The following is a 20,179-nucleotide window of genomic DNA, read 5'->3' on the forward strand; positions in this document are numbered from 1 at the left end:
TTCCATTATTTTATGCTACGGCAACGCTTTTAAGTAATTCGTCAATTACAGCATCGGCGGTAATACCCTCGGCATTGGCTTCATAGCTGAGTATGATGCGATGACGCAAAACATCGTGAATAATAAAGCGTACATCATCAGGGGTTATATAGTCGCGGCCGTCGAGCCAGGCAGCCGCGCGGGCACAGCGGTCAATACTGATACTACCGCGCGGACTGGCTCCATAATTCAACCATCGTTGTAAATCTTTGCTAAACTTGTCGGGATAGCGGGTGGCACTAATCAAATCGACAATATATTTTTCGGCGGGTTCTTTTACCTGCACCTTGTTAATTTCGGTACGAGCATCAAATATGGCCTGTGTAGGTATAATTTTCTTCTCTTTCTTTTCTTCAGCTGCTTCCGAACGTACCAAACGTATAATTTGCAATTCATCATCATTACCGGGATAAGTGATCAAAACCTTCATAATAAAGCGGTCTAACTGGGCTTCGGGTAAGGGATAGGTTCCCTCCTGCTCAATGGGATTCTGGGTAGCCAGCACCATAAACAAGGGATCCATTTTGTAAGTTTTACCAGCTACTGAAACCTGGCGTTCTTCCATAGCTTCTAATAAGGCCGATTGCACTTTGGCGGGTGCCCGGTTTATTTCATCGGCCAAAATCAAATTGCTGAAAATAGGCCCCTGTTGAAAAACAAATTTTTCTTTACCCTCGGGCTGATAAATCTCTGTGCCGGTAATGTCAGACGGTAACAAGTCGGGCGTAAACTGGATGCGGCTTAAATTACAATCGAGATTTTTAGCAAGGCTTTTAACTGCACGGGTTTTTGCCAGCCCTGGTAAACCTTCTAAAAGCACATTGCCATCAGTCAACAAGCCGATTAATATTTTGGTAATTACATCCTCTTGCCCAATTATACTTTCGGCTATCTGGCCTTTAAGTTTCAGAATCTGTTCGAGGCTTGTCATATTTGGTAGAATTAAAAAATTAACCTCAACCACGCATGTTTGGAATACATGGTTGAGGTTAATAAAGTAGTGTAGTTTTAATTTTTAACTTGCGGTGGCGGCAGCGTTTTAATTACATCATCTATAGAGAATGATGCAGGAGCCTGCCGCGGCGGGAACGCGCGGTAAGTGTTTAAATACTTAGCTACTTTTTCCACTGCAGGTAGAATCAGGAAAGCATGTTTTACAGAGAAATCTTCCCATGCCGCGGCATTCGATGGTGCATATTCATATGGATCGCTCAAGAGGTCAATAAACATTGGAGCCCTTAATTTAGTCATTGGGTACCGCCATATTTCCATGCCGTGTGCATCCTGCCTTGAGAACACATATTTGAAACGTTCGTCGCGGTAAGCCACTAGGTCGCCGTCATCATCAAAATAAACAAATTCGTGTCTGGCAGTGGGAGCTTTGCCACTCAAGTAAGGCACTTGATTATAGCCATCCAAATGTACTTTAAAGTTCTTACTTCCTTCCTGGGCTCCCTTAGCTACACTGGCAGGTAAATTTGCGTCGCCGCCAGCTGCAGCTACCAAGGTTGGTAACCAATCTTCGGCAGAGAATAAGCCTGTAAAATTAGTACCTGGTTTAACAACCCCTGGCCAGCGGATTAATGCAGGGACACGGAATGCACCTTCTGTTTGCATATCTTTTTCACCAGCAAAAGGCGAAGCACCTCCATCAGGCCATTGATTTTTCATAGCGCCATTATCGGTGCTGTAAATTACAATGGTGTTATCCTCAATTCCGTTATCTTTTAAAAACTTCAGCAGTTCACCAACCATTTCATCATGTTCGGTCATACCATCCGCCTGTAAACCTAACCCTGTTTTACCCTCTGAAGCTGGCTTAAGGTGAGTATAAACATGCATTCGCGTGCTATTAAACCAGGTAAAGAATGGTTTTCCAGCTTTGATCTGTGTACCCATAAATTTTTCGGCGGCCGCTAAAAACTCTTCATCAACAGTTTCCATACGTTTTTTGGTCAGCGGGCCTGTGTCTTCTATTTTGCCATCTGCAGTAGAATGAATTACGCCACGCGGACCAAATTGCTTTTTAAAAGCAGGATCTTTGGGATAATCCGGATTTTCTGGCTCCTCCTCTGCATTTAAGTGGTATAGGTTACCAAAAAATTCGTCAAAACCGTGAGCTGTTGGCAGGTATTTATCCTGATCGCCGAGGTGGTTTTTACCAAACTGGCCGCACATATAACCTAGAGGCTTTAAAAACTCGGCAATGGTGGGGTCTTCTTTTTGCAACCCTACTGGCGAACCTGGTAGACCAACCTTAGTTAACCCCGTACGGAAAGGGCACTGGCCGGTGATAAACGCTGCACGACCTGCGGTACAACTTTGTTGGCCGTAATATTGCACGAATACACCGCCCTCGGCACCGATACGATCGATGTTAGGTGTCATAAAGCCCATAAGCCCTCGGCTGTATGCACTTATGTTTGATTGCCCGATATCGTCACCAAAGATGACCAATATATTGGGCTTTTTTTGCGCAAGAGCACTACCTGCGAGGGCTAAGGTCAGCAGCCCTGTTAGGGCTGCCTGACGCTTGCCAAAGTTTTTAAAGATTGACATAGGCTATTTATTTATAATTATTTTTCTGCTCCTGCCCCGGAAACCGGCGCATGGGCTTTTAATATCTGGCTGTTTATGGCGTTTATCTCGTCTTCAACACCGTCTACAGAGAAACTAGCCGGTAATTGTGATGGTGGATATTTTTTGAAGGTTTCGAGGAAGCCCACTGCGTGGAAGCCAAGCCACCCTACGAGGTAAGCATTTTTAAAGATCCAGTCGTAATATTGATCCGACACGAGGTCAGCTCTTTCATATGGGTCCATCCGCAGGTTGAATAATTTTGGTACCCTGTAGAGGATAAAAGGATCAGACCATACCCTGAAACCGCCAGGAGCAGATTGTTCGCGGAATACGGCTTTCCAATTTTTATATCGGAAACCAACCAATTGCGCATCATCATTGAAATAAGCAAACTCTTCGCGGAAACTCTTGTCTGTCTTGCCTGTCAAAAAGTCGAGCTGGTTATAGCCGTCCAAATGCACTTTAAATGTTTTACCTCCAATGCTGGTACCAGCTAACAAACGTTCTTTAATGTTGGCATCACCGGCTGCAGCCAATAAAGTTGGGAACCAATCCAATCCTGCAAACATTTCTGTAGTAACGGTGCCCGGTTTAATATGCCCTGGCCAGCGTACAAATGCCGGCACACGATAAGCGCCTTCCCAATTCGAATTTTTCTCACTGCGGAATGGTGTGGTTGCAGCATCTGGCCAGCTAAATTGGTTAGGGCCATTATCTGTTGTGAAAATTACAATGGTATTGTCTGCAATTTTCATCTCATCCAGCGCCTGTAGTATTTTACCTACGTCGCCATCCATTTCTAGCATGCCATCCGCATAATCATTGCCCGGCATGCCGCTTTGGCCCTGCATAGACTGGCGGATATGTGTAAAGGCATGCATACGGGTAAAGTTCATCCAAGTAAAAAATGGCTTACCGCCTTGTACTTGTCTCTTCATGAAATCTATACACGCTGCGGTAGTTTCATCGTCGATGGTTTCCATCCTTTTGGTGGTTAACGGGCCGGTATCTTCTATTTTACCATCAGCTGTACAGTGCAACACGCCACGTGGCGTATTATTTTTGGTAAAAGCGATATCGTCTTTTGGCCAATACGGGCGTTGTGGTTCTTCTTCCGAATCGAGGTGATATAGGTTACCGAAAAACTCATCAAAGCCATGCTTTGTCGGCAAATATTCATCCCTGTCGCCAAGGTGATTTTTACCGAATTGGCCTGTACTATAACCCAATGGTTTTAAAGCCTGTGCGATGGTAACATCCCTTGCCTGCAGGCCAACAGGCGCCCCTGGGATACCTACTTTTGATAAACCAGTACGTTTAGCGCATTGACCAGTAATAAAGGTAGAACGGCCTGCGGTACAGCTATTTTCTGCATAATAATCTGTGAACATCATACCAGAATGAGCTAAGCCATCCAGGTTAGGTGTTTTGTAACCCAATACCCCGAACGAGTAGGCACTGATATTAGTCTGACCAACATCGTCACCAAATATGACCAGGATGTTTGGCTTCTTTTGCTGGGCCAGGCTACTGCCGACCATACCCAATGCAAGTAAACCAGTTAAGGCTACCTGACGCGTAACAAGAGTTTTAAAGATTGACATGGTTATTTGTTTAAGTGAAGTACTATGAGATTGTGGTTAGTGTACAGCCATATTAGGCTAGCTGTTGCACAAAGTAATACCATGAGTGGCGGAAACAGGTATAAACAGGCGCTTAATGCGTTGCAAATTAAAAACTGCAACTTATCGACGCTGTAGGTGAAACAGAACTCAGTGATTTTGCAACGTGTATGCGGCCTGCCCTGGGAACTAGTCAAAATGCAAAAAGCAGGCTTAGGCCTGCTTTTCTGACTATTTTAGAAAGGATTGCGATATAATTATTTGGCGCTGGCCATCGCTGCGCTTTTTGCCGCAGTCTCGATAATGTCTGCAACTTCTTTAGCATGCGAAATAAACACCAGGTGGCTCGATTTAATCTCTGTTACCTTTCCGCCTGTCCGCTTGCCCATCGTACGCTCCAATACCGGAGGTATCGAATGATCGTCGGAGGCTACGATGTACCAGGTTGGTTTGGTTTTCCAGGCAATATCTTTAAACACATACCCAAACGCTGCTGCTGCAACAGGCACTTGTGAATCGCATAAAAAGTCGGCCTGCTCTTTAGGCAAGTCGGCACAGAAACCGGCATGAAATTTAGCTTTATCGTACCACACAAATCCGTTTTCGGGCATACCAATACCAGATACCGGGTCGTGCGGGGCGTTAGCCAATAAGCCTCCGAGCGCTTCACCTGCATCTGGCGCAAAGGCTGCTACATATACCAAACCTGAAACTTTTGAGGAGTTGCCCGCCTCGGTAATAATAGCACCACCGTACGAATGGCCTACCAATATGCACGGGCCATCTATTCGATCCAGCACACGCTGGGTTGCCGCGACATCATCTGGCATACCAGTGTTGGGGTTGCCCACTACGCTAACCGTATAACCATGGCTTTTTAATATCCTGTAAACCGGTTCCCAGCCAGAGCCGTCGGCAAAAGCGCCGTGCACCAATACAATGTTTTTAATTTGTGCTGTTGCCTTGCTGTTGAATAAACCCAACATAACAGCGGCTAAAATAACAACTGTTATTAAAGCTGATCTCGTTTTCATAGTTGTCTTTTCCATGGTTAATTTTTGTGTGTGTGTGTGAATATTGATGATTTGCTTAAAGATGTTTAGATGTCAGAATCAATTAAATTTCTATAGTACTACCAATCTCGGGCAGGTACAGCGTCATCCCAGCCTCGCGAAATGCCTCTAAAGCCTCTTGGTGGTTGATCTTTATGAAGCCGAACGTATCATAATGTACCCCCACAACTTTGTTAACACCCGTAAAGCGGGCAGCTTCGATAGCATCCTCTACTCCCATGGTAAGGCCGTCACCGATAGGTAAAACGGCAAATTCCAGTTTAGCCCATTTAGGTATCAGTTGCATATCGAGAGTTAAGCCGGTGTCTCCGGCGTAATAGAAATTGCCGTCGGCGGTTTTAAATACATAACCACACGCTACGCCAGCGTAGCTACCATCGGGCAAACTGCTGGAGTGTATGGCTGTAACAGACTTCACTGTACCAAAGTCGAAGCTGAATTTGCCACCCGGATTTATAGGGTGCGTATTTTTGATACCGTTTTTGTTGAACCAATCAAAAAGTTCGTAATTACCCAATACCATAGCATTTGTGTTACCGGCAATACGTTCTACATCGGTAATGTGATCATAGTGCCCATGGGATACAAAAATATAGTCGGCTTTCACCGCGTCGACATCAACGGAGCTTGCCAGCTCATTGGGCGAAATAAACGGATCGAACAAAAGATGTTTACCTCCGGCAAATACGGAGAAGCAAGAATGTCCATAATAAGTTAATTTCATACTCTTAACTATTTTGTTGTAAATAAATACGGCAAAGCGGGAGGACGAGCGAACGTCTTATCTCGCCTTAACTCATGGTGAATAAACTCCACCAACCTCATGCCACCACAATATCTATTTGATTATTAGGTAATTACAAGAAAAAGGAAAGAGAATTTATCAATGTTCGCGACGATATTTGGCGAATGATCGAAATACCGTATCCTACGAATAAACGGTGCGTTACGATATTTCAGGCTTTTTCCAAAAAGACCACAAAACCCAAAAAGCCTCCTAACTCATCGTTAAAAGGCTTTTCTTCTGTGATCACATTAGGATTCGAACCTGAGACCTTCCCGATTGAAATCGGGATGCACAATCTGTGTCTAATGAAAAAAGCCACCATTATGGTAGCTTTTTAAGTGATTCCATCAGGATTCGAACCTGAGACCTACTGCTTAGAAGGCAGTTGCTCTATCCAGCTGAGCTATGGAACCATGCAAATATTTTTGCGAGTGCAAATATGAGAAAATTATGCCTTTAAACCAAGTACTAAAATTACATTTCAATCCTTCCAGGATTTAATGCAGGTATAAACTCAACATTATAGTTTATTACAAAGTTATTCTTCAGTACAGAAAATCAAAAACAAACGATATTTATTCAGCTGTAGTCAGAATTAGGTTCAACCGTAAAATGACTAAGCTAACCACAGCTGCAAGAATTAGTCAAACCAACGGAACAAAAGCACATACCGGTTTTAAAAACGCATCCTAATCACCAATTATGAAATAAGACAATTGCCGAATTTCATTACTGATCAAGATCTGAATACTCGCGTTCATCGCACATTAATTCACTAACTGTTAATCAATTAAAGGGCTAAATTTTAGGCTAATTATACAATTTTAACTATTATTGTTTATCATCCAAAACTAATGAAACCATGAGGCGCAAAGTCATATCCATTATCGTTATCATTCTTATACTCACTATTTCCGGTATTGTTTATTATCGCTACTATTTTGTATTTGGCGATGGTACAAAGGCTGGCAGCATGAACTATTTTGTGCACAAAGGCTACATATTTAAAACCTACGAAGGGCGGCTGATACAATCGGGTATTAAGGTTGCGGCTACAAATACTATTCAGTCAAACGAGTTTGTATTTTCTGTGACGGACGAGAAAGTTGCACAAAAACTCAATAGTAACGCGGGTGCGTTTTTAGAGTTACATTATAAAGAATATCTGCACACATTACCTTGGCGCGGTGTTAGCGTATTTGTTGTCGACAGTGTTATTAGCGCAGTACCCGCTACTGCTAAATAAAGATATATTTACCTAATTTATAGACACTTACCATAAATACAGGGAGCAATTACAATTTTACTATTGTCTTCTTTTGTCTTTTCGGGTATATAAGCTATCGAGCCCAACGCCAATGGCAACACCAATAGCTATACCTAAGCCTACACTACGCATGGCGATACCTAATGCAACCCCAATTGCTAAACCCACTCCTAACGAACCGTTTCTTTTGTTCATAACACCTTAAAGATAATAAGTTATGGCAAATAAGCGCATTGTTGGTCTCAAATGAGGTGTAAATTGAGTAAGCTTCAATTATTTTTGATGTTGTGCCAAAAATTGTTGCATATGCACATAAAACTTTTACGAGCAATAAATTAATTATATATTACATTAAAAATCTGATAGTTCCGAATAAAACTATCAGAAACAGCAAAGGGCATTAATTAGCAATGTTGCTTTTTGTTAATGAAATGTTAAGGCTTTTACGTAAAAAAAGTACAAAGTGTTTTTTTTACAATTAGTAAATCATACTTTTAACCGATTTTTAAACAAAGTACATCATGATAATCATCGCTGACGGCGGCTCAACAAAAACAAACTGGTGTTTGGTTACAGAAGACGGTAAAAAAGTTTACTTTAATACTGAAGGTTATAATCCTTATTTTGCAAGTACTGAGTACATCATTAAATCTCTGAATGAGAGTCTACCTACTGATCTTGAAAAAGACAAGATTACTGAGGTTGACTACTACGGAGCAGGTTGCTCGGTCCCTGAAAAGAACAAGATTGTTGAGGATGCCATGAAAGCGGTATTCACTAAAGCAACTATTAACATTGGCCACGATTTATTGGCTGCTGCAAGAGCCTTGCTGGGTAACAATGAAGGCTTTGCTGCTATCTTAGGTACCGGTACCAATAGCTGTATCTATGACGGCAAAAAAATCGCTCATAACATTGATTCCGGAGCCTACATTTTAGGCGACGAGGGCAGCGGTTGCTACATAGGCAAGAAACTACTTATCGATTACTTAAGAGGCTATATGCCGGAGCCTGTGCGCAACTTGTTCTGGGAAACTTACAAGCTTACTCCAGACGAAGTTAACGACCGTGTTTACTCACAGCCATTAGCTAACCGTTTCTGCGCAAGCTTCAGCAAGTTCGTTTATGATAACAATGTACACATCGAGTACTCTCGAAATCTGGTACGCACTTCATTCGAAGACTTTTTCCGTAATCTGGTAGTACACTATCCAGACTACCAGAAATATACTTTTAACTGTATCGGTTCGGTAGGTTATAATTTCAGAAATGTGTTAGAAGAAGTTGTTACCGAACATGGTATGGTAGTGGGTAACATTATCCGCTCTCCTATAGATAGCCTGGTTAAATACCACCTGGAGCTTTCTCCAAGTCAGTTATAATATTCAGATCATATAGATCATAAAAAAGGCGTTAATTATAAATTAACGCCTTTTTTGCTATTACAAACTTTTTATAGCAAGTGTTAAACTTCCACAGTAAGCTCGCTTTGGAATATTTTGGTGTATTTACGTTTATCAAACTTGTAAAGTTTAGCTGCGCGATACGACACGCCCTTTTGCTTCTCGTCAAGTTCTTTCAAAAAGCCATAGCTCAGCATTTTTTTCCGGAAGTTTCGTTTATCCAATTTCTTACTTAGTATAGCTTCGTAAAGCATTTGGAGTTGAGTAAGGGTAAATTTCTCTGGCAATAACTCGAATGCAATCGGCTGATAGCTTAGTCTTCTTCTTATTTTGTTAAAGCCGGTTTTGAAAATTTCGCTGTGATCAAACGCCAGTTTAGGCAACTCGCTAACCGGATGCCAAAATGCTTTTTTGGCGTATTGCGTTACTGGTCTTAGTTCTTTTTGACCGTTAATACGGATCAACGCATAATAAGCAACAGTGATAACCCGGCCTTGTGGGTGGCGGTTTACTTCGCCAAAAGTATGAAATTGCTCCATGTGCAGGTCGCGCAAACCGGTTAACTCGTACAAAATGCGTTCGGCTGCTGTATCAATACTCTCGTTTTGTTCTACAATGTAGCCGGGTAATGCAAGCCAATCCTTAAATGGCTCTTCATTACGTTCTATTAATAAAATCTTCAATTCGCCTGCTTCGAAGCCGAAGATTACGCAGTCGATAGAGAAGACGGAATCAAATTCAGGTAGCTTTACTTCCAAAACTATTTAGGTTTTAAGTGAGGATTTAAATATAGTTGTAATTTTGAAATGGAAAAAAATAAATAAAAATTACATCGTGTTAAATATACACATTATCTTAGGGCGAATTTTCCGGGGTACCTGAAAACATGAGTAAAATAAAAAAAATTGCTGTTCTGACCTCTGGTGGCGATGCCCCAGGTATGAATCCCTGTATCAGAGCGGTTGTACGTACTGCCATTTACCACAAACTCGACGTAGTTGGGGTAAGACAAGGCTATCAGGGTTTGATTGACGACAACATGTATGACATGACGACACGGTCGGTGAGTAATATTCTCGACCTTGGCGGAACCATCTTAAAAACAGCACGTTGCCTTCCTTTCCGTACCGAAGAAGGTATGGAAATTGCTTATCAGAATCTGAAAGCAAGAGGAATTGATGCGCTTGTTGTTATAGGTGGCGACGGTACGTTTACTGGTGCATTGCGTTTCTCAAAAAAATATCCGGACATTGCCGTAATGGGTGTACCTGGTACAATTGATAACGACCTTTGTGGTACTGACTACACCCTAGGTTTTGATACGGCTACCAATACTGTTATCGAAGCACTTGATAAAATACGCGATACTGCCGATGCGCACGACCGTTTATTCTTTATCGAGGTAATGGGCCGCGATTCTGGCTGTATAGCCTTGCGTGCAGGTATATCTTGCGGTGCAGAAGCCATATTGCTGCCCGAAAAAGAAACGGCTATCAGCGAGTTAATTGAAGGCTTAAAAGCAGGCGAGCATAACAAAAAATCATCCAGTATAGTTATTGTTGCCGAAGGTGATAAACATGGTGGCGCCTACGATGTTGCGCAGATGGTTAAACAAGAGGTTAAAAACTACGATGTTAAGGTAACCATTTTGGGTCACTTACAACGTGGTGGCAGCCCAAGTGCTTTCGACCGTATATTGGGTAGCCGACTTGGTTATGCATGCGTAATCGGACTACTTAATGGCGATACGCAAAAAATGGCAGGCCTTAAAGGTAATTCTGTCATGCTTACATCGCTGGAAGAGGCATTAATGGTGCATGAATACAAATTGGAAGAAGATTTGATGCAGATGGTAGAGATATTATCAATCTGAGGTAAGAGCCAATAATGATAGCAGTAGTATATAGCGGATCACATATAGCCGACTGGCGCTTGTCAAATAAGGGTAAAACTATAGCCTCTTTTAAAACAAGCAGTATAAACCCGCAGTTTAACGATGAGAAGCATATACTGCAATTGCTTAATAAGAACATCAATTTAATACACCACGCAGAAGAAGTAAAGCGTGTTTACTTTTTTAGTGCCGGAGCCTTCACCAACGAATTAAAAGATTTAATTCGCAAATCAATGTCGGCTTTTTTTAAGTTTGCAAAAATATCGGTTGAGCATGATATGCTGGCAGCGGCAATTGCCTGCTGTAAAAACACTTCCGGTATTGTTTGCATTTGTGGTAGTGGCTCAAACGCAGCCTGGTACGACGGTAAAAAAGTAAAACCCAACAACTATGGTTTGGGGTATATTTTAGCCGATGAAGGCTCGGCCAACTGGCTCGGAAGGCAATTGATTAAGGCTTTTATGAACGAAACACTGCCTGAAAATTTGAAAAAGAAATTTGAGCATCGGTATGATGCCGACCGTAAAACGATGCTTGAAAAAGTTTACCGTTTGCGTCAGCCTGCCCTATTCCTGAGTTCGTTTACCGATTTCTATACCGAGAACCATACCGACCCATACATCAAAAATAAGATTAAACAGGGCTTTGAATTACTTGTTGACACCTACTTGTTGCCTTTAAAAAACGAATACCCCGATGCACCTGTGCATATTACGGGATCTATAGCAGCAATCTTTCAGCACGAACTATTAGAAATTACCACTGCTGCAGGCATAGAGGTAAGCAGTATTATCAGAGAACCCATCAACAATTTACTAACATACTATTCAAATAAAAATTAAAAAATCATGAAAATAGGAATCAACGGCTTTGGCCGTATCGGCCGTTTAGCATTCAGAGTTGCAATTGAAAGACCTGATATTGAAGTAGTAGGTATTAACGACCTTATTGAGCCAGATTATATGGCTTATATGTTAAAATACGATTCAACTCACGGTAAATTCACTGGCACTGTTGAAGTTGAAGGTGGCCACTTGGTTGTTAATGGCAAAACTATCCGCGTAACTGCAGAAAAAGACCCTGCAAACCTTAAATGGGGTGATGTAGGTGCTGAGGTTGTTATTGAGTCAACCGGCTTATTCTTAACTCAGGAAACTGCTCAAAAACACATCGATGCTGGTGCTAAAAAAGTAGTTATGTCTGCTCCGGCAAAAGATGATACTCCTACTTTCGTAATGGGTGTTAACCACAAATCTTTGAAAGCTGAGCAAACCATCGTTTCTAATGCTTCATGTACTACTAACTGTTTAGCGCCTATCGCTAAAGTATTAAACGATAAATTTGGTATCGAAGAAGGTTTAATGAGCACAATCCACGCTGTTACTGCAACTCAGAAAACAGTTGATGGCCCGTCTGCAAAAGACTGGAGAGGTGGCCGTGGTGCTTACCAAAATATCATCCCTTCATCAACAGGTGCTGCTAAAGCTGTAGGTTTAGTTTTACCTGAATTAAAAGGTAAATTAACTGGTATGAGTTTCCGCGTTCCGGTTGCAGACGTATCTGTAGTTGACTTAACTGTACGTTTAAAAACTCCAGCTACTTACGAGCAAGTTAAAGCTGCTATGAAAGAAGCATCTGAAGGCGAAATGAAAGGCGTTCTTGGTTACACTGAAGATGAAGTTGTATCTGAAGACTTTAAAGGTGATGCTCGTACATCAATCTTTGATGCTAAAGCAGGTATTGCTTTGAATGATAACTTTGTTAAAGTTGTATCTTGGTACGATAACGAGTGGGGTTATTCAAACAAAATCATCGACTTAGTTCAAGAGATCGGTAAACTGTAATTAGTTTCTGCTACATATTCAAAAGCCGTTTCGAATATCGAAGCGGCTTTTGTGTTTTATAAAGATTTATTAATAGCCCTATCTATCAACTCAACTATACCCTCATTTTTAACAATCCACAACCCAAGCCTCTCATCTGTGATGCCACCTTTAAGCTTGTAACTGTGCGCCGGAACTTCATTCTCAAAGGATGTTTCCATAAACTTAAAATTGATATTGGATGTATTTTCTAAATCTCGTGCTACCTCTACAATGTGGGTTGAGATCGCAAAAAAAGTATTCTTTAAGCCGGCAAATGCCGAGATAATTAAAAGCGAAGCATCATAAGCATCTTTTACGTTTGTACCTCTGAACAGCTCGTCAAAAATCACAAACAGCTCTGGTGATTCGTTTAGCTTTTGTGCCACGTGTTTAACCCTTAAAACTTCGCTATAAAAATGACTATGTCCGGTTTGAATATTGTCTGAAAGATTGATAGTTGTGATCAAACCTTTAAATGTACTTGTTTCCATATAAGCAGCCGGAACCGGGAATCCCAGTTGAGACAGGTAAACGGAAACTCCCATGGCTTTTAACAAGGTCGACTTACCAGCCATGTTTGTACCCGTAACGAAACAGATATTTCGGTCAGTATCAAACTCAATATCGTTAATAACCGGCTTATCAATAAAAGGATGAAATAATGCTTCGAAACGAAGCCCTCTTTGCGTTTGAGTATTAATTACCGGTAGCCTGAAGCCTAAAAGTTCTCCTTGTTTACTTACCGATATAAATACATCTAATTGATAAATAATGTCCAGTAAAGTTTTAATACTATCATGTTTCAAATGGCGGAATAAGTAATCGGCTCTGGTAATGTCCGTGCTGGTTAATTTCTGCTTTTGTTGGAGGTACCTTATTATTTCAAAATCTTTATCATCCAAAACCCGAGTAATGGACAGATGGATAGCTTTTAGAGCCATCGGTAAAATATCGATATTGTTAGACGCTGTAAACTTGCTTACGGTATCTAACAATTTCAAAACATTTAACACCCCTTGTTGAATGGTATAATATTCGTGCTCTTTATAAAACCGATTAGCTATCCACTGCAAAATACCTAACATCCTAGGAAAATGTCGCGATCCATTACTTTGCGCTAAGTAAAACTCTGCAAAATCGCAGCTCGTTTTATCAATATTCAGTTCAGTACTGGCATTTTGAAAATAACGAAATGTATCTACCCTATTCTGTATCTCAAATGCATCGGTTAGTGGATTATTGAATATAGATCTGAATTTTTCGCGCCCGCCAATAGTTACGGCCTTGTCGAAAATATTGAAGACAGATTTTTGATTAGAGCCATTGTTGAAAATAGCCAGATCATTAAGTGTTTGATTATCTATCTCAAATCGCATAATATCCTAAATATGAATATTTGCCGGTCCAAAACAGAAATAAACTAAAAATAATTATTTATTGAAGATCAAAGCCAGTTATAATAGTGTCCCGACGACTTTTACGTTTCCTGCTCCTATGTTTGCGAGGCATATGTGTATTTTCATTATTTGTTTGCTTTAACTCCCGTTCGCCCTTTCTAAACTCCCAGGGTGGCGTTGGGTTGGTATCCCGCCATAAACCTAACCTCTGTTGTTGGGCTTGTTGCTGGTAACCGGCAAGCATGGCATTATTTTTAGAATACTGGCTGTACTGCCAGGCGTAGCCATTTTTTACAAGTTCGTAATTTACATTGGTGCCATTTTCTAATATCACCAACGCAATTGTTCGGCCATAGCGGTCGTGCTCGTTACCTTGTAGCTTTACCCCTTTACCGAAGCACAAGTCGGATGTAAACTGTTTGGCAGCCTGGCCAAAAGCCTGGCTCTTTTCGGGGCAATCTATTTCGGCTAATCGAACGGTAACCATCTGATTGTCTTTAGTTAGTACCACAATTGTATCGCCGTCTTTTATCTTCACTACCTTCAGCAGATCGGGCTCTGTTTGAGTACATCCAAATACAAAGCTGATGAGGAGAACTAGTGATAATCTTTTATAAGATTTAAGCTTCTGAAACATTAATATTGGGTTGGCCCCAAATATGCAACAATAAAGAATAATCTGCCTATAGCTACTTGCCTTTCGAAACTAATTCTGGCTGTATTTTCCAGTAATTCTGCATCAGCTCCCCTACCCATTCGGGTTGCTTGATTTGAACGATTTGGCTAAACTCTTTAAAAACAGGTTTTATATCCAACACCGGCGTTCCATCTAGGGCATCGAGCATTTTTACCCATAAGGTGCGGCCTTCGCGCTCTATCAATTCAACACGGCATAACCCTATATGATTAGGCCGGTCTTTTTTGCGTTGTGCAAAAATGCCCACCTTAGGCCAATTCTTATTTCCACGCGGATGGCCTGAGTAAACAATTTTGCTTTGTTCTACCTGGTCAAAATAATAAATGATCTCCAGATGCGAGAAACACTCCAGCCCATCAAAAGCATCATCTGGTAAGTGTGGTAGTAGTGTAATTGCAGAAATGGTATCGCCCCAAAAATCGTCGGTCGGGTAGTCGCGTCGGTTGTTTACAGTAGCAACCGGTTGTAGTAAAATATCCATGATAAAGTGGTAAAAAGTACCTGTTACAATTTAGTTACGAACTATTTTCACTTTTTGTTACAGGGAATTAATTTTATTATAAATTTGAAACGTGGCAACTGCTCTGGCTATTGCCCAACCAATTACATTCCCGATAAATAAAATTTCTATGAGAAAATCGTTACTTCTTACAGCCTCCTGCATACTGATGGCACTGGGATTACGTGCGCAAATTCCGGCTCTGGAGCGCGTAGAACCCATGTCTTGGTGGACAGGCATGAGCAATCCCAACCTGCAATTACTGGTGCATGGCAACAATATTGCAAGCCGCCAGGTGCAGCTTTCTTACCCGGGTGTTAAGCTCGTGGCAGTGCATAAAGTCGAAAATTCTAATTATCTATTCATCGATTTTAAGCTTTTTTCTGCCGCAGTTCCGGGAACGTTCCCGATAAAATTTGTTAAAAAGGGCGAAAAGGATTTAACTTACAACTATACCTTAAAGGTTCGCGACCATAGCGCAAACCGGGCGCAGGGTGTAACTAATAAGGACCTCATTTATCTGCTGATGCCTGACCGATTCTCTAACGGCGATCCAAGCAACGACGTAGTAAAAGGCATGCGCGAAACCGGCCTCCACCGCGACTCGATGTATAGTCGTCATGGTGGCGATATACAAGGTTTAATGAACCACCTCGATTACCTTAAAGACCTGGGCGTAACAACCGTTTGGATGACTCCCGAAATTGAAAACGATGAGCCCCACGCCTCATACCATGGCTATGCTGTTACGGACTATTATAAAATAGACCCTCGCTACGGCACCAACGAACTTTACAAACAATACGTTGAGAAATGCCACGCTATGGGCTTAAAGGTTATTAAAGACCTGGTTCATAACCATATCGGAACAGAGTCGTACCTAATACAGGATATGCCGATGAAAAGCTGGGTACATCAATGGCCGAAATACACCAACTCTAACTTCAGGGATATGGCTGTGATGGATCCGCACGGTTCGGCGCTTGATAAAAAAATAATGCTTGATGGTTGGTTCGATCATCGCATGGCGGACTTGAACGAAGGCAACCCTTACGTGCAAAACTATCTTACCCAAAACCATATCTGGTGGGTGGAGTATGCCGGCATAGATGGTTTCCGTTTAGATACCTATCCTTATAACGATGCTGCGTACATGGCTAAATGGGCGCAGGATGTAAAACGTGAATTCCCTCGCCTGTCCATCTTTGGCGAAACACTGGTATGGAGCGCCGCTAACCAGGCTTTCTTTGTACAGGGCGACAGGGTAAACCGCGGCTTTGACACCCATCTACCAGGCGTTACCGATGGCGTTGTAAAAGATGCCATTATGGAAGCGTTAAACGGTAAAGAAGGCTGGACAGATGGCGTTGCACGCCTCTATGCCGTACTCGCTCAGGACTTTTTATACGAAGACCCTACGAGAAATACCATCTTTCTGGATAATCACGATATGAGTCGTTTCCTTTCGGTTGTTAACGACGATTATAACAAGTACAAATCTGGTATGGCCATGTTGATGACCTTGCGTGGTGTGCCGCAAATGTATTATGGCGATGAAATTCTGATGAAAGGTATTTCGAACCCAGACGGCCTCGTTCGCGCAGATTTTTCAGGCGGATGGAAAGAGGATAAAGACAATAAGTTTACCGCGGCAGGCCGTAGTAAAGAAGAAAACGACGCATTTAACTATGTGCGTACGTTGGCTAATTACCGCAAAAACACACCTGCTTTACAAACCGGTAAGCTAATGCAGTTTATACCGCAAAAGGGTATTTATGTGTATTTTAGATATGACGATGGCAAAACTGTAATGGTGGTTTACAACAGTAACGAAAAAGAAGAAAGCACCACCACCGATTATTTTGCCGAGCGAATTAAGGGCGCTAAAAAAGCCAAAAGCGTAATTACCGGCGAAACTGTTAACCTAGATAAATTAACAATACCCGGCAAATCAACCCTGGTACTAGAGCTTTTGCCATCCACCAAATAATATTACAAAACATGACTGATATCAAAGCTTGCATATTCGACCTCGACGGAGTAATTGTTGACACTGCAGTTTATCATTATAAAGCCTGGAAACGCCTGGCCAACGAACTAGGCTTCGACTTTACAGAAGAACAGAACGAACATCTGAAAGGTGTGAGTCGGGTGCGTTCATTACAACTCATTTTAGGTTGGGGGGGCGTTACCAAAACCGAAGCTGAGCAAGAAGAATTGGCTACCCGCAAAAATACCTGGTATGTTGAAATGATAAACCAGATGACACCTGCCGAAATACTGCCTGGTGCGCTGGAATTTTTAGAAGCTTGTCGAGCTGACAGTCTCAAAACTGCGTTAGGTTCGGCCAGTAAAAATTCCATGACCATTTTAAACAAAGTAGGCATCGCCCAACTGTTTGATACGATTGTTGACGGCAACCATGTTAGCGCACCAAAGCCCGATCCCGAAGTATTTTTAAAAGGCGCCGAAGCGCTGGGGGTTTCCCCTACCGAGTGTGTGGTTTTTGAAGACGCGATTGCAGGTGTACAGGCTGCCAAAAACGGTGGCATGAAAGCAGTGGGCATCGGATCGGTACAAACGCTTACGCAGGCCGACTTGGTTATCAGCGGTTTAAATGAAATGAGCTTAGCAAAGCTGAAAGAATTATAATATATTGTGGTTACAAATATCAACGCACATTTACCCCACGTGCCTGTAATTATAACCGATTTTACAATAAGCTATCACGATTAAAGAATAATGAAAGATTACATCAAAGTTGATGAGTGGAAGATTATAGAAGAAGGTTTTGATCCTCATTACAATAAGATTTCAGAAAGTATATTTAGTTTGGGTAATGGCCGAATGGGTCAGCGCGCCAATTTTGAAGAGGCCTATAGCGGCGAAACATTACAGGGTAACTATGTAGCCGGTGTTTACTATCCCGATAAAACCCGCGTAGGATGGTGGAAAAACGGCTATCCCGAATATTTTGCCAAAGTTTTAAATGCAGCTAACTGGATAGGCATCGACATCGACATCGACGGCGAGCAATTGGATTTAGCTGCCTGCACCATCCAACAATTTAGCCGCGAGTTAAACATGAAGGAAGGCTATTTGAAGCGTACGTTTACCGCCACTACTAAAGCAGGCAAACAGGTTTCAGTAGAGTCCATTCGTTTTTGCAGCATGGCCGATGATGAAACCGGAGCCATCCGCTATACCCTTACGCCATTAAACTTTGATGGTGAAATCGTAATCACACCCTTCGTAGATGGCGACGTAAAAAACAAGGATGCTAATTACGACGAAAAGTTTTGGGATGAAGTTAAAAAAGGCACCGCTGCTAATGGTGCATTTGTACAGCTTCGCACCAAAAAAACAGGTTTTGAAGTTGCAACCGGTATGCGGGTTAAAATAACCCAAAACAATAGCCCGGTTCAGCCCGAATTTCTGTCGATACAAAAAGAGAAATACGTGGCGTTGCAAACTACAATTGAAGTCGTTAAAAATCAACCGATTGTTATTTATAAATACGCGGCTAACGTATCATCGCAAAACTATGATGCAGCTACTTTACAGGATGTGTTGAAAGCAACATTGCAACGCATTTCCGATAAAGGTTTTGATACCATGTTAGCGGAACAAGCTGCAGCATGGGCCGAGAAATGGAAGCATAATGATATTATTATAGAAGGCGATGCATCTGCACAGCAGGGTATTCGTTTCAATATATTCCAGCTCAATCAAACCTATACTGGTGAAGATGATCGTTTGAACATTGGCCCTAAAGGTTTCACCGGCGAAAAATACGGGGGGTCTACTTACTGGGATACCGAAGCTTATTGCGTACCATTTTACCTGGCTACTGCACCGCAAAACGTTACCCGCAACTTGTTGCTTTACCGCTATAAGCAATTGGGTAAGGCTATTGAAAATGCAGCTTCCCTTGGTTTTAAAGACGGAGCAGCTTTGTATCCGATGGTTACTATGGATGGTACCGAGTGCCATAACGAGTGGGAAATCACCTTCGAGGAAATTCACCGCAACGGAGCGATTGCTTATGCAATCTATAACTACGTGCGTTACACAGGCGATGAGGCTTATCTGGCCGATTATGGTTTAGAAGTTTTAATTGCCATTGCCCGCTTTTGGTCACAGCGTGTTAACTGGAGCGAGGATAAACAGCAATATGTGATGCTTGGCGTAACCGGCCCTAATGAGTACGAAAACAACATCAACAACAACTGGTATACAAGTAAATTGGCTGTATGGTGTATGAAATACGCGCTGAAAGTTGCGGAACAAGTAAAGACAACTGATATCGCGAAATATAATGCTTTGATAGCTAAAATCAGCTTCAATGGTGGTGACGAAGCAACAAAATGGAATGATATTATCGAGAAAATGTATTATCCATATTCAGAGAAGCTTGGTGTGTTTTTACAACAAGACGGTTACCTGGATAAAGAACAGATCTTGGTTAAGGACCTGCCGGCTTCGGATCGGCCTATCAACCAAAAATGGAGCTGGGACCGCATTCTACGTTCGTGCTTTATCAAACAGGCTGACGTGCTTCAGGGTATCTATTTCTTCGAAGATGAGTACGATATGGACACTATCCGTCGAAACTTTGACTTTTATGAACCTCGCACGGTACACGAGTCTTCATTATCACCATGCGTACACGCCATACTTGCCGCAAAATTAGGCGACGAGGCACGTGCCTACGAGTTTTATCTCCGCACTTCGCGTTTAGATTTGGACGACTATAATAACGATACAGAGGACGGTTGCCACACCACATCAATGGCAGGCACCTGGATGTCGGTAGTAGAAGGTTTTGGTGGCATGCGTGTTAAAGATGGCAAATTATCATTCCAACCGTTTTTACCAGCGAAATGGAACTCTTTCTCGTTTCATGTTGGCTTCCGTGGTACATTACTTAATGTTAAAGTGAGCAAAGAAGGCGTACAAATCACCAATAACTCTGATACCGAGACCACAGTTTTAATCTATGGCAAGGAGCAGTTGGTGCAAGCTAACGCTGATGTTATTTTAGAAGCTCAATAGC

Annotated in this window: 18 protein-coding genes and 1 tRNA gene; 8 read left to right on the forward strand and 11 right to left on the reverse strand. The window is 42.0% G+C overall.

All coding sequences use genetic code 11. The features are described 5' to 3' along the window. Nucleotides 1-10: 10 nt before the first annotated feature. The 6 genes from GSY63_RS17955 to GSY63_RS17980 form a co-directional block, all read right to left on the reverse strand. A complete protein-coding gene (locus tag GSY63_RS17955) occupies nucleotides 11-970 on the reverse strand; it encodes an AAA family ATPase (protein WP_166587214.1) in 960 nt (319 codons plus the stop codon). Between the two features lie 77 nt (nucleotides 971-1,047). After that, nucleotides 1,048-2,598, reverse strand: coding sequence for an arylsulfatase (locus GSY63_RS17960; protein ID WP_166587215.1), 1,551 nt, complete (start codon nucleotides 2,596-2,598; stop codon nucleotides 1,048-1,050). A 17-nt stretch (nucleotides 2,599-2,615) separates the two neighbouring features. Then, nucleotides 2,616-4,223 (reverse strand): arylsulfatase, encoded by a 1,608-nt coding sequence (locus GSY63_RS17965; RefSeq protein ID WP_208094589.1) that lies wholly within the window; start codon nucleotides 4,221-4,223, stop codon nucleotides 2,616-2,618. 275 nt (nucleotides 4,224-4,498) lie between these two features. Next, on the reverse strand, nucleotides 4,499-5,275 hold the full coding sequence (locus GSY63_RS17970; protein WP_166587216.1) for an alpha/beta hydrolase: 777 nt from the start codon (nucleotides 5,273-5,275) through the stop codon (nucleotides 4,499-4,501). Between the two features lie 82 nt (nucleotides 5,276-5,357). Beyond that, the gene (locus GSY63_RS17975) at nucleotides 5,358-6,038 is read right to left on the reverse strand and encodes a metal-dependent hydrolase (protein WP_166587217.1); all 681 of its coding nucleotides are present in this window, start codon (nucleotides 6,036-6,038) and stop codon (nucleotides 5,358-5,360) included. A 402-nt stretch (nucleotides 6,039-6,440) separates the two neighbouring features. After that, nucleotides 6,441-6,514, reverse strand: a tRNA-Arg gene (locus tag GSY63_RS17980). 449 nt (nucleotides 6,515-6,963) lie between these two features. Here GSY63_RS17980 and GSY63_RS17985 point away from each other — a divergent pair. Next, nucleotides 6,964-7,347 carry a hypothetical protein gene (locus tag GSY63_RS17985; RefSeq protein WP_166587218.1) on the forward strand — a complete coding sequence of 128 codons (384 nt, stop codon included), beginning with the start codon at nucleotides 6,964-6,966 and terminating at the stop codon, nucleotides 7,345-7,347. A gap of 60 nt (nucleotides 7,348-7,407) precedes the next feature. Here GSY63_RS17985 and GSY63_RS17990 read toward each other — a convergent pair whose 3' ends face one another. Continuing rightward, nucleotides 7,408-7,563 carry a hypothetical protein gene (locus tag GSY63_RS17990; protein WP_166587219.1) on the reverse strand — a complete coding sequence of 52 codons (156 nt, stop codon included), beginning with the start codon at nucleotides 7,561-7,563 and terminating at the stop codon, nucleotides 7,408-7,410. 326 nt (nucleotides 7,564-7,889) lie between these two features. Here GSY63_RS17990 and GSY63_RS17995 point away from each other — a divergent pair, with 326 nt between their 5' ends. Beyond that, entirely contained in the window at nucleotides 7,890-8,750 is an 861-nt protein-coding gene (locus tag GSY63_RS17995) for an N-acetylglucosamine kinase (protein WP_166587220.1), read from the forward strand. Nucleotides 8,751-8,833: 83 nt separating this feature from the next. Here GSY63_RS17995 and GSY63_RS18000 read toward each other — a convergent pair whose 3' ends face one another. Continuing rightward, nucleotides 8,834-9,529, reverse strand: a complete 696-nt coding sequence (locus tag GSY63_RS18000) for an NUDIX hydrolase (protein WP_166587221.1) — start codon at nucleotides 9,527-9,529, stop codon at nucleotides 8,834-8,836. A 128-nt stretch (nucleotides 9,530-9,657) separates the two neighbouring features. Between GSY63_RS18000 and pfkA the strand changes: the two genes are divergently transcribed. From pfkA to gap, 3 genes are read left to right on the forward strand one after another with little or no spacing between them, the layout of a single operon-like run. Then, nucleotides 9,658-10,644: a 6-phosphofructokinase gene (pfkA, locus tag GSY63_RS18005; RefSeq protein ID WP_166587222.1), complete on the forward strand. Its 987-nt coding sequence runs from the start codon at nucleotides 9,658-9,660 to the stop codon at nucleotides 10,642-10,644. 14 nt (nucleotides 10,645-10,658) lie between these two features. After that, nucleotides 10,659-11,507: a hypothetical protein gene (locus GSY63_RS18010; RefSeq protein WP_166587223.1), complete on the forward strand. Its 849-nt coding sequence runs from the start codon at nucleotides 10,659-10,661 to the stop codon at nucleotides 11,505-11,507. A 6-nt stretch (nucleotides 11,508-11,513) separates the two neighbouring features. Then, on the forward strand, nucleotides 11,514-12,509 hold the full coding sequence (gap, locus tag GSY63_RS18015; protein ID WP_166587224.1) for a type I glyceraldehyde-3-phosphate dehydrogenase: 996 nt from the start codon (nucleotides 11,514-11,516) through the stop codon (nucleotides 12,507-12,509). 56 nt (nucleotides 12,510-12,565) lie between these two features. Here the strand turns inward: gap and GSY63_RS18020 are convergent, their stop codons facing one another. The 3 genes from GSY63_RS18020 to tsaA are packed head-to-tail and all read right to left on the reverse strand — an operon-like array spanning nucleotide 12,566 to nucleotide 15,105. Then, on the reverse strand, nucleotides 12,566-13,906 hold the full coding sequence (locus tag GSY63_RS18020) for a MutS-related protein (RefSeq protein WP_166587225.1): 1,341 nt from the start codon (nucleotides 13,904-13,906) through the stop codon (nucleotides 12,566-12,568). Nucleotides 13,907-13,964: 58 nt separating this feature from the next. Then, nucleotides 13,965-14,564 carry a thermonuclease family protein gene (locus GSY63_RS18025; protein WP_166587226.1) on the reverse strand — a complete coding sequence of 200 codons (600 nt, stop codon included), beginning with the start codon at nucleotides 14,562-14,564 and terminating at the stop codon, nucleotides 13,965-13,967. Nucleotides 14,565-14,616: 52 nt separating this feature from the next. Continuing rightward, complete coding sequence (gene tsaA, locus GSY63_RS18030; protein WP_166587227.1) at nucleotides 14,617-15,105, reverse strand: tRNA (N6-threonylcarbamoyladenosine(37)-N6)-methyltransferase TrmO; 489 nt, start codon at nucleotides 15,103-15,105, stop codon at nucleotides 14,617-14,619. 148 nt (nucleotides 15,106-15,253) lie between these two features. Here tsaA and GSY63_RS18035 point away from each other — a divergent pair, with 148 nt between their 5' ends. The 3 genes from GSY63_RS18035 (at nucleotide 15,254) to GSY63_RS18045 (ending at nucleotide 20,178) form a co-directional block, all read left to right on the forward strand. Further along, nucleotides 15,254-17,113 carry a glycoside hydrolase family 13 protein gene (locus GSY63_RS18035; RefSeq protein WP_166587228.1) on the forward strand — a complete coding sequence of 620 codons (1,860 nt, stop codon included), beginning with the start codon at nucleotides 15,254-15,256 and terminating at the stop codon, nucleotides 17,111-17,113. Nucleotides 17,114-17,124: 11 nt separating this feature from the next. After that, complete coding sequence (gene pgmB / locus GSY63_RS18040; protein WP_166587229.1) at nucleotides 17,125-17,775, forward strand: beta-phosphoglucomutase; 651 nt, start codon at nucleotides 17,125-17,127, stop codon at nucleotides 17,773-17,775. A gap of 90 nt (nucleotides 17,776-17,865) precedes the next feature. Then, nucleotides 17,866-20,178 carry a glycoside hydrolase family 65 protein gene (locus tag GSY63_RS18045; protein WP_166587230.1) on the forward strand — a complete coding sequence of 771 codons (2,313 nt, stop codon included), beginning with the start codon at nucleotides 17,866-17,868 and terminating at the stop codon, nucleotides 20,176-20,178. The last annotated feature ends 1 nt before the right edge of the window (nucleotide 20,179 follow it).

Origin of the sequence: Mucilaginibacter agri (genome assembly GCF_009928685.1) — a bacterium.
In the GTDB taxonomy this organism is placed as follows: Bacteria; Bacteroidota; Bacteroidia; order Sphingobacteriales; family Sphingobacteriaceae; genus Mucilaginibacter; species Mucilaginibacter agri.

What these genes read in the sequence shown, in the direction of transcription:
- GSY63_RS17985 (WP_166587218.1), top strand. Translation starts at nt 6,964, where the DNA reads ATGAGGCGCAAAGTCATATCCATTATCGTTATCATTCTTATACTCACT.
- GSY63_RS18045 (WP_166587230.1), top strand. Translation starts at nt 17,866, where the DNA reads ATGAAAGATTACATCAAAGTTGATGAGTGGAAGATTATAGAAGAAGGT.
- GSY63_RS17955 (WP_166587214.1), bottom strand. Translation starts at nt 970, where the DNA reads ATGACAAGCCTCGAACAGATTCTGAAACTTAAAGGCCAGATAGCCGAA.
- GSY63_RS17975 (WP_166587217.1), bottom strand. Translation starts at nt 6,038, where the DNA reads ATGAAATTAACTTATTATGGACATTCTTGCTTCTCCGTATTTGCCGGA.
- tsaA (WP_166587227.1), bottom strand. Translation starts at nt 15,105, where the DNA reads ATGGATATTTTACTACAACCGGTTGCTACTGTAAACAACCGACGCGAC.
- pgmB (WP_166587229.1), top strand. Translation starts at nt 17,125, where the DNA reads ATGACTGATATCAAAGCTTGCATATTCGACCTCGACGGAGTAATTGTT.
- GSY63_RS18020 (WP_166587225.1), bottom strand. Translation starts at nt 13,906, where the DNA reads ATGCGATTTGAGATAGATAATCAAACACTTAATGATCTGGCTATTTTC.
- GSY63_RS18010 (WP_166587223.1), top strand. Translation starts at nt 10,659, where the DNA reads ATGATAGCAGTAGTATATAGCGGATCACATATAGCCGACTGGCGCTTG.
- GSY63_RS17960 (WP_166587215.1), bottom strand. Translation starts at nt 2,598, where the DNA reads ATGTCAATCTTTAAAAACTTTGGCAAGCGTCAGGCAGCCCTAACAGGG.
- gap (WP_166587224.1), top strand. Translation starts at nt 11,514, where the DNA reads ATGAAAATAGGAATCAACGGCTTTGGCCGTATCGGCCGTTTAGCATTC.
- GSY63_RS18025 (WP_166587226.1), bottom strand. Translation starts at nt 14,564, where the DNA reads ATGTTTCAGAAGCTTAAATCTTATAAAAGATTATCACTAGTTCTCCTC.
- pfkA (WP_166587222.1), top strand. Translation starts at nt 9,658, where the DNA reads ATGAGTAAAATAAAAAAAATTGCTGTTCTGACCTCTGGTGGCGATGCC.
- GSY63_RS17970 (WP_166587216.1), bottom strand. Translation starts at nt 5,275, where the DNA reads ATGAAAACGAGATCAGCTTTAATAACAGTTGTTATTTTAGCCGCTGTT.
- GSY63_RS17965 (WP_208094589.1), bottom strand. Translation starts at nt 4,223, where the DNA reads ATGTCAATCTTTAAAACTCTTGTTACGCGTCAGGTAGCCTTAACTGGT.
- GSY63_RS17990 (WP_166587219.1), bottom strand. Translation starts at nt 7,563, where the DNA reads ATGAACAAAAGAAACGGTTCGTTAGGAGTGGGTTTAGCAATTGGGGTT.
- GSY63_RS17995 (WP_166587220.1), top strand. Translation starts at nt 7,890, where the DNA reads ATGATAATCATCGCTGACGGCGGCTCAACAAAAACAAACTGGTGTTTG.
- GSY63_RS18035 (WP_166587228.1), top strand. Translation starts at nt 15,254, where the DNA reads ATGAGAAAATCGTTACTTCTTACAGCCTCCTGCATACTGATGGCACTG.